Origin of the sequence: Pseudoalteromonas sp. NEC-BIFX-2020_015, from assembly GCF_012952265.1 — a bacterium.
GTDB classification, from domain to species: Bacteria; Pseudomonadota; Gammaproteobacteria; order Enterobacterales; family Alteromonadaceae; genus Pseudoalteromonas; species Pseudoalteromonas neustonica.
This window is the reverse complement of record NZ_JABCJL010000026.1, coordinates 65,147-72,348: the sequence shown is the minus strand read 5'-3', so window position 1 is coordinate 72,348 and position 7,202 is coordinate 65,147. Positions and strand designations below refer to the sequence as shown.

At 37.6% G+C, this 7,202-nt stretch carries 4 protein-coding genes; 1 reads left to right on the top strand and 3 read right to left on the bottom strand.

Translation table 11 applies throughout. From position 1 onward, the window contains the following. Positions 1 to 648: 648 nt before the first annotated feature. The 3 genes from glmU to HH219_RS17220 form a co-directional block, all read right to left on the bottom strand. Positions 649 to 2,007 carry a bifunctional UDP-N-acetylglucosamine diphosphorylase/glucosamine-1-phosphate N-acetyltransferase GlmU gene (glmU, locus tag HH219_RS17230; protein WP_054206611.1) on the bottom strand — a complete coding sequence of 453 codons (1,359 nt, stop codon included), beginning with the start codon at positions 2,005 to 2,007 and terminating at the stop codon, positions 649 to 651. Between the two features lie 291 nt (positions 2,008 to 2,298). Next, on the bottom strand, positions 2,299 to 5,445 hold the full coding sequence (locus HH219_RS17225) for a lantibiotic dehydratase (protein ID WP_169328160.1): 3,147 nt from the start codon (positions 5,443 to 5,445) through the stop codon (positions 2,299 to 2,301). A gap of 22 nt (positions 5,446 to 5,467) precedes the next feature. Next, the gene (locus HH219_RS17220) at positions 5,468 to 6,682 is read right to left on the bottom strand and encodes a lanthionine synthetase LanC family protein (protein ID WP_169328159.1); all 1,215 of its coding nucleotides are present in this window, start codon (positions 6,680 to 6,682) and stop codon (positions 5,468 to 5,470) included. A gap of 209 nt (positions 6,683 to 6,891) precedes the next feature. On the opposite strand from HH219_RS17220, the gene HH219_RS17215 reads away from it, so the two are divergent. Beyond that, positions 6,892 to 7,080, top strand: a complete 189-nt coding sequence (locus HH219_RS17215; RefSeq protein WP_169328158.1) for a hypothetical protein — start codon at positions 6,892 to 6,894, stop codon at positions 7,078 to 7,080. The last annotated feature ends 122 nt before the right edge of the window (positions 7,081 to 7,202 follow it).

Sequence of the window (7,202 nt, the reverse complement as noted above, 5' to 3'; positions counted from 1 at the left end):
TTCAATCTGAGCCATGATCAAACTCTTCAATTAAAAGTTTTTTCTGTTCTCATCCAATAAAGAATGAAGAACCTGCTCAATGAATTCTGAATTTATTTAATATCTTTCGATATTGAATTGACTGTGCTGAATAATTATTAAAAATAACTATTCTGTTGGTCACTCAGTTTCTCTTTCGAGAAATCACATTGAGACTCTAAATTTTTTGCCTTGCTTACCTATCTAAAAAGAAAGTTAAGCTCGGCTGTTAGAACTCAATCTGTACGAGTGCCCACACAGATGATTGCTTTATATTGTTAAAGAACGTTGCGATTAAAGTTAAACTTTATCTCGCTAGGGCTGCGCATATTACGCTTTCCTATTTTTTTGTCAACACTTAATTTTTAGTTTCTTTTAAAGAATTTCAAAGTTAAGTTTTACTCGACTTACTTACCGTTTGTTCAGCGCTTTTCATTGCTGCCTAACGGGTCAGTGGATGCGCATTATAGGGATTATTTAGAGGCGGTCAATGCTTTATTTCAGTTTTATTAAATTAACTTCACTTTTGTACAAAACACATACAAACAAGTGCTTGCGGGGCTTTTTTGGTATATTAATCAAGCAAACATTGAGATAAAAAAGGCTACCGAGGTAGCCTTTTAAATAATACTATTTTTTAGTTGGTCTTTTCCAGCCATCGAGATTGCGTTGTTTACCTCGAGCAACGGCCAATTGTTCATCCGCGACAGTATTAGTAATCACGGAGCCAGCTCCAATGGTTGCCGTCGAACCAATATTTACTGGTGCCACAAGTGATGAATTAGAACCAATGAACGCATTATCGCCAATTATAGTTTTTGCTTTATTCACGCCATCGTAGTTACAGGTAATAGTACCAGCACCAATATTAACTTTTTCGCCAATTTCAGCATCACCTAAATAAGAAAGGTGATTTGCTTTAGAACCTTTTCCTAGGCGCGTTTTTTTCATCTCAACAAAGTTACCAATGTGAGAGTCCTCTTCCATGATTGCACCTGGGCGTAAACGTGCAAATGGACCAAGTGTGCATTTAGCTGCAACACTTGCTTCTTCAATTAAGGTATTAGCTTTAATAATGACATTATCGCCAATGGTACAATTTTTAAGTACGCAGTTAGGACCAATTTCAACATTATTACCGATTGTCACTTTACCTTCAAAGATAACGTTCACATCAATTAGTACATCTTCACCGGTGGTGACTTCACCACGAACATCAATGCGGGCAGGATCGGCAAGTGTTGCACCATTTAGCATTAGCTCTTCGGCTTGCCATGCTTGATAAGCACGCTCAAGGCCAGCTAGTTGCACACGATTGTTCGCGCCTTCAACTTCCATTGGATGATCAGGCTGTGCTGAACTTATTTCAACACCCTCGCTGTGCGCCATAGCTACAATGTCTGTTAGATAGTATTCACCTTGAGCGTTATTATTTGAAAGATTGCCTAACCAACTTTTTAGTAATCCACCATTAACAGCCATAATACCTGTATTAACTTCTGTAATAAGCAACTGTTCAGGTGTTGAATCTTTTTGTTCAACAATACCTACTAGCTTGCCATTAACTCGAAGCATACGACCGTAGCCATTTGGGTTAACCAAATCCACGGTTAATACAGCTAAGCCATTTTTAGGAGTAGCGGCAAGTAAACGTTCAAGTGTTGATTGTTTTGTTAACGGCACATCACCATATAAAACTAAAACAGTATCGTTATCATTAATATGTTGGTTTGCTTGGGCAACAGCATGACCGGTGCCAAGTTGCTCTTCTTGCAGTACCCAGTTTACGTCGTTATCGGCAAGTTGTTGTTGTAATAATTCGCCGCCATGACCATAAACTAAATTCGTTGAAGTCGCTCCTAATGCATTGGCGTTATCAATGACATGTTGCACCATTGGTTTACCAGCCACTTTATGAAGAACCTTAGGTAGAGCTGAACGCATACGAGTACCTTTACCCGCAGCAAGAATTACTGTAGTCAGAGACATTAAAACAATATCCTTCTTTCTTTGTTTTATTGAAATGAGTAACCATGTGTAAATTCAAAAAGATTACGTAAGTCACATCATGTGCACATACTCAATGGCAATCTAGCAGTAGCCACTGAATCTAAGCTGAAATTACAAATCGCTTTATTATTGTCATATTGTAACGGGGATTGATGAAGGATATAAGTAAAATATTATGACAGTATTCCAATAACCTTATCTGTAGTAGTAAATCCATAAACTACTACAGATAAGGCACATAATCTGTATGAAAGTTAGGTGCAATGGTTTTTATTTAATTCTTATGTTTGCGCTTGAGAAATACTTGCGTCTTAATAAATCGTGAATTACAAATTCCTGCTCTCTACCATAGGCTTTAAACATGCGGTTATTGTGCATATGTAAAAGAGAACTTAATAATGAATCACGAGAGCAATTGAGCTGTTTTTTATTTATTAGTACATTTAGAGCTTTTACAACGGGTTCTACCTTATGTTGCCATTGCTCAAGCAAAGTAAATAAAGCTTGTTGGTTTTCATCGCGTTTACCTCCTATTTTTTGCAACTTATCAAAGTCCTCTTCGAGTTGATTTTGATATTCCCTAAAACGATTTCCAAGCTGCTTACGCAAAGTACTGTTTTCATTAAATTCACTACCAAAACCATCCCTTAATTGACTAACTAAAGCTAAACGAGCTTCATTGCTATAGTTAAATAAATTAAGCAGCTGATGTGTGCAGTTTAATGCTATACGCCAGCGTACATCTTCGCCATATTCATCAATTAATACACAGGCTTTTGCTATTAACTCACTGTCATACATAAACAGTGATTCGACCAAAGCCATAGATTCAGGGCCACCATAGCGCTCGACTTCACGTTCATAGGTCATCAATTCAACTTTATGTAACTCTCCACTTTCAATCATTGGATCAAGTAACGCATTAAGTTTTAGTAACAGCTGCCCACACAATATATTTGGCTTACCATGAAAACGCAGGCGAATGTGCCAATCAGGATCACCGTATCGAATAAAGAACCATTTATCATACAGTTCATGGTTGGCTTCAATTAACGGCTGCAGCTTATCAGATAAAAGCTGCTCAACTAATGAATTACCTGAATATATTTTTAAGCTCAGCCATTGTGAGCCAGCACTAAACCTACGCTTTATTGGTGCAGCTGTAATGTTACCGATTGGATTATCTGCAAAATGGCTTAATACTTTGGCTTGTTCGTTCTTAAAGGGCACGATCACTTCATTAGTATAATGATGCCCTTGAATATCTTTTACTCTAGAAGTAAATTGCGATGTTAATACCTCTTTCAACTCTACTTTTATCTGCCCTTTAGTTTCTGCTAATAATATATCTAACATAGCTGGGTTACGTAAATCCAGCTGCAATATATTATCAGCTATCGCATAATTTACCTGGTAGTCTAATTGGTACTCTGTAAAAAGAACGTTCAGCTTTTCAAACTGAAACTGCCCTTTAACAGCTATTTCTTCAAGTTTTTTACGATCAACTCGCCATGTTTTTTCACTAAGAATTAAATTATCTAACATAATACGCGGAACAAAACTAGCTCGAGCAGTACTCGATGGCATGCTAAAACTAGGCGCTCGCCCATCTTGATGCTGTAGCATGCATAGAAATTTATAAGCACTTAGACTGCGTGATGTGTAGTTGTGCGCACACGATAAACGAGGAATGACCTGTTTATTTAATCGTTTACTCCAGAGTTTAACTTGCTGTCCTTCAACCCAAACATATAAGTCGCTTAAAGGAATTTGATACTCGTTATCAAGGCTGCTGTCAGCCATAAAAACAATTTCGTATTCACGCAAATGAGGACGTGCAATTACATTGCCTGGTCGCCCTTCTGGCATGTGGACAACTTCTGCAAAAATAACTTCAGATGAATGTGCCTGCTCTTGTTTTAACTCTTCGACCACAGCATTTTTTAAGCCATCGTCTAAATGACAAAACCGACCTAATAAATTGGCAGATGAAGGGCCAAAACAGCCATTAAATTTAAATATAGGTTGCTGCTTATCATCTTCATATAAGCTGAGCATCGTCGCAAAAGAATATGGATAACCTGTTACTGCTTCTTTATTGGTCACTTGACTCTTAAGCTCTTTGCTCTTAAGCGTAATCGATACTTTATTACGGTTTTGTGGCAGACTAACCGCCTCTTCTATAATTGAATCGATTAAACTCACTTCTGGCGTAATATTTTGACTACGGCTACCACGAGCAAGGTTCAGTCCTGCCACCAAAGGTGCTTCGTAGCCTGTCTCACTTGATATACCAATGCCTGACTCATCATCTAAAATAACATCAAGTGGAACAAATTGACCTTCGAAGCGTGCGTTAAATTGAGTGATAAAATGCGACAATGGATTGTTTTTTTCACTCAAACTCAGGCCAGAAAGTAATTCTAGCTGTCTTTGCACACGATTTACTTCCAGTTCACTCAGCTGACAGGTACTAAAATTACGATAGATATCAGCCTGGAAAAGTTTATTTTCTTCTGCTTTAACTGGCAATTGCTCTAAATGTGTCAGCAGTTGCTTATAAGGCGCAATACTTCCTGTTTTGTCGTTATCTAATTGCTCGATTTGTGCCAAGGCAGTCGCGAGATGATCAGCTGTTTCGTGCTCTTTAATCGTTTGAATCGATTTTAATAAGGCATGATCAGGGGAATCTCCTGTTAAAGGGAGAGGAATATCAGCAAGCAATATGCCTTCATCGATTAAGTCTTGAATATACGCTTCTACATCTTCTTTTTCAGCTTCTTCATATTTAGTATAAAATGCCTCACATAAATCGTTAAAACATACTCCGGGTTTAGCAGTATTTAAAGCAAATTGAAAATATTCATCACTTTCCACCGCACTTAAACGATATTGCATTGACTTATCTGAAAGATAATTTTCTATGTAACGACATTGATTAGCAATAAAATAATGTGATGAGTTGGGTTTATATTTAAGCGTGTCGGAGCGAGAAGCATGTTTAACAAAGTGATCTTTTAATGCATTTAAATAAAACATATCTAGGCGCGTTTTACGGTAATCTTGCGTGTAATCACCTACCGTTAAGTTACTATTTAAGGCTATATCTCCTTTATGCACGCCTGAAAACAGCCCAAATGGGGTTGGCCTTGTGCACATTCGAATCATGTATTTGATCAAAGCATGAGCTACTTTTTTACCTTGCTTTGTATGCGGTTTTTCACGCCATTGATTTATACGCTCTAGTAACGAAGGGCTAGCAAGATAGATAGCCTCTTCAACTCCCCGCATAGCTAACCATTGCTCAAGTATTAAATTATTATCAACTGACGCGTCATTAAGCTGATCAAGTTGTTCAACTGAAAGACGTGGGGTACGTATTACAAAAAAATTGGCACATTTTATTTTATTCGACATTGTTACTTCCTTATGTCCTTTTCTACGCCATGAGTAAACAATCGGTCCAATCGACATCACCAGTTAATGCACTCACAAGCACCAAGCCAATTCCAGAATAGCCCATCAAAAAACCAAAATTTTCACTATAAGCATCTTCAATACCATTGTAAGAGTATAAACTCTTAACTCCTTCTTCTTTATATTTATCTAACCCATATTGTAACCAGTTTTGTGCAGCTTGCTGTAATTCCGGATGTGGCATTAACTTATTAAGTAATTGAAAAATAGTTACTAACCCAAAAAAACCATGGCACACTCCAGCATCTTTTATGTAAGCTGATTTTGCATTACGCTTAGCTGCATGGCGGGCAATTCCTAGCGCACGATCAACATAGCAGGGCTTATCTAATGCCAGCCCTACACGTGCAAGTGTCAATGCAATTGTCATATCACCATAACACCAGCCAAGTCGAGAATTATGACCGTCCCCAGCACATGACCCAAAACAAGCTTTACCAGTAAAATCTGGATTCTGATTAACTAACAACCAATCACAGCTGCCTACCAATAATTGGTATACTTGATCTTTTAGTGCTGGAACTTTAAGGGCAGGTAATAACGCGGCTATAATACCGGGTACGCCGTGCGCTAAGCCCAGATTATGCTCGAGGCTTGTTTTATCTTCTTTTTCCAAGCGATAAACTGAATCAATAGGCTGAGACCAAGTAATGTGGCCATTATCAAGATATGTTGCAGTACTGACAAAGCCTGCTACCACCTTACTGTAGAGCGCTGTTTGATCGGTAAATCGAGCTCGCCTTGCCGCATAAGGCGCAAAGCCACCAAGGCCAAGTACCATTTCGATTTCACCAACCCAAGCTCCCTCATGTGACAATGCCTTAATAAACAAAAAATCAACATCTTCAAGTAACTCACTATCATAGTCACTACTCTCTGACTGATTTAAATATTCAAGTACCCATGCTTGCCCAGCAAGACCGTTACTTAATTCAAATGATTGTTCAATTAGACGATCTTGTAATTGTTCGAGCTTTTCGGCAAAAAGCGTTTCATCAACTAAAGTTTCATCTAATTTATGCGCATTATAGAGAAACAGTAAATGGCCAGCTAAACCGCTGAGAAGCCCATGGTTAATATCATGTGTTAACACTTCTGATACTTTTTCTGAAAGCATGTTAATAGCTAATTTAATTTCATCATATCGAAAATCTTTTACTAACCCATTATTTTCCATTACTTTCCTTGAACTAAAAAGTTCCTGCCCCAGTTACCCGTGTACATTAAAGGTACTTAAAAAAGAACGTTTTTTCAACAAAAAAGAAACAAAAACAATTGAAATGCGATTTTATTTAACATATGGTATCTGAACCCAAAACGGGAATAACTGTTAGAAAACCACAATTCAAGGAAATAACAATGAAATTAAAATTGAACAAAAAGAAAATGAAAACGCTTTCTACAGACAATAACTCTATCCCAGCAGCAATGACTCCACTAGTTGCAGGCGGACAACAAGACATCAATAGTAGCTATCCATCTTACCGTAACTGTGGTGGCGGCGGTGGCGGTCCTGTATCTATAGATTATGGTCCAACTTGTGGTCAAGGTTATACTTGTAGGGATGTATACTAAACATAATATTTAGTAAGCCTGTAAATTAGGCTTATTATAAGATAAATGATAGCACTTGTAGTACGTGCTATCATTTTTACTTAATGATCTACCTGCTTACTTCAACAACATAATAAACTAAC

What these genes read in the sequence shown, in the direction of transcription:
- glmU (WP_054206611.1), bottom strand. Translation starts at nt 2,007, where the DNA reads ATGTCTCTGACTACAGTAATTCTTGCTGCGGGTAAAGGTACTCGTATG.
- HH219_RS17225 (WP_169328160.1), bottom strand. Translation starts at nt 5,445, where the DNA reads ATGTCGAATAAAATAAAATGTGCCAATTTTTTTGTAATACGTACCCCA.
- HH219_RS17220 (WP_169328159.1), bottom strand. Translation starts at nt 6,682, where the DNA reads ATGGAAAATAATGGGTTAGTAAAAGATTTTCGATATGATGAAATTAAA.
- HH219_RS17215 (WP_169328158.1), top strand. Translation starts at nt 6,892, where the DNA reads ATGAAAACGCTTTCTACAGACAATAACTCTATCCCAGCAGCAATGACT.